This window comes from Nocardiopsis sp. RV163 (assembly GCF_001029525.1).
Classification (GTDB): domain Bacteria; phylum Actinomycetota; class Actinomycetes; order Streptosporangiales; family Streptosporangiaceae; genus Nocardiopsis; species Nocardiopsis dassonvillei.
Genome location: NZ_LEKI01000334.1, coordinates 1 through 1,510, shown reverse-complemented (window position 1 = coordinate 1,510; position 1,510 = coordinate 1). Strand labels below are relative to the sequence as shown.

At 75.5% G+C, this 1,510-nt stretch carries 1 protein-coding gene; it reads right to left on the bottom strand.

Annotated elements, in window-relative coordinates:
- Positions 1 to 1,358, bottom strand: a 1,358-nt coding sequence (locus ABD54_RS26555) for a glycosyltransferase family 4 protein (RefSeq protein WP_047872294.1), incomplete at its 3' end; no start/stop codon positions are given.
- Positions 1,359 to 1,510: the final 152 nt, after the last annotated feature.

Genomic DNA, 1,510 nt, shown 5'->3' with positions numbered 1-1,510 from the left:
GCCGGGGCGGAGGCGGTGCCGGGGGCGTCCGGTTCCGCGGCGCCGGTCAGGCCCAGCTCCCCGGCGACGAGCCGGGTCATCCGCGCGCCGCTGGCCTCCCACGTGAACCGGGACGCCCACGCGCGGCAGGCGCGGCGGACGGCTTCGGCCCGGCGGGGGTCGGACAGCTCCTCCAGGGCGCGCGCGACCGCGTCGGCGAGTTCCTCGCCCTCGCGCACGAGCCACCCGGTCTCGCCGTCGCGGACCGAGTCGCGCAGTCCGTCCACATCGTAGGCCACGGTGGGCACGCCGAGGCGGGCCGCCTCGATGACGGTCAGGCCCCAGCCCTCGAACTCGGAGGCGGTGACGTGGAGGTGGCACGAGGCCAGGACGCTGTTCTTGTCCTCCTCGGGCAGGAAGCCGTGCAGGCGCACGCGGTCGCCCGTGCCGTCGCGCGCGATCTGCTCCGCCAGGGGTTCGCCCTCGGGGCCGCGGCCGATGATGTGCACCTTGAGGTCGGGGTGCTCCTCGCGCAGCGCGCGGGCCAGGTCGACCACCCGCGAGACGCGTTTCTGGACGACCAGGCGGCCCAGGCTGACCACGGCCGGGCGGCCCATGTCGGTGGGGGCGGGCGCGTCGTCGAGGGGCTTCTGGGGCCCGGGGAGTCCGCCGTTGTGGATGATCTCGATCGGCGCGCGCCAGCCCAGCTTCTCGCGCATGGCCCGGCGGGAGGACTCCGAGACGGTGACGGTGGTGCAGCGGCGGTAGACCCGCGAGGCCACGGCCGACTCCATCGTGCGGCCCAGCCAGGCGACGGGCGCCGGGAAGTAGGCGTTGAACTGGAGGTCGTGGACGTGGTGGACGACGCTGACCACCCGCGTGCTGCGGCGCAGGACGAGGCGGCACAGGAAGGGGACGCCGTTCATGCAGTCGAAGGCGAGCTGGTACTCGCGGCGCCACAGGGCCAACCACGCCATGACGCGGGGGTAGACGGTGAACCTGCCGCCCATACGGCGGATGACGATCCCGTCCCGGGTCTCCACGCGCGCCTGGTGCGGCTCGCGACTGGTGAGGAAGGTGACGATGGCGCCGCGTTCGGCCAAGTGGCGGCTGATCCGCCAGGAGTACTCCTCGGCGCCCCCCGCGGCGGACTGCCAGGGGTCGCGCCAGTTGACCATGACCAGGCGGACCCCGTCCAGGCGCGGCCCGAGGTCGGCGGGGGCGCCGGTGCTGCCCGCGGCACCTGGGGCAGCGGGGGCGGCGAGGGCACCCGTACCGGTCGGGACCTGGACGGGGACGACGGCGGCCGGGGCCCCGGTGACCGCGGGCAGGCCCGGCTCCGCCTCCTGGCGGATCCGGTGGACCTTCTGGAAGACCACACGCTCTCCTTCCGCGCGGTGTCCGGCCGGACCGCGTGCCGCCACCTCGCGCGTGCGGGTGAACACGCACGGCGATCCCCTGAGGGAAGGGTGGAGCGCACGCCGAACGGGCCCGTGGGCCGGACGTCGGTGGTGGTGGGCGGCCGGGGGAG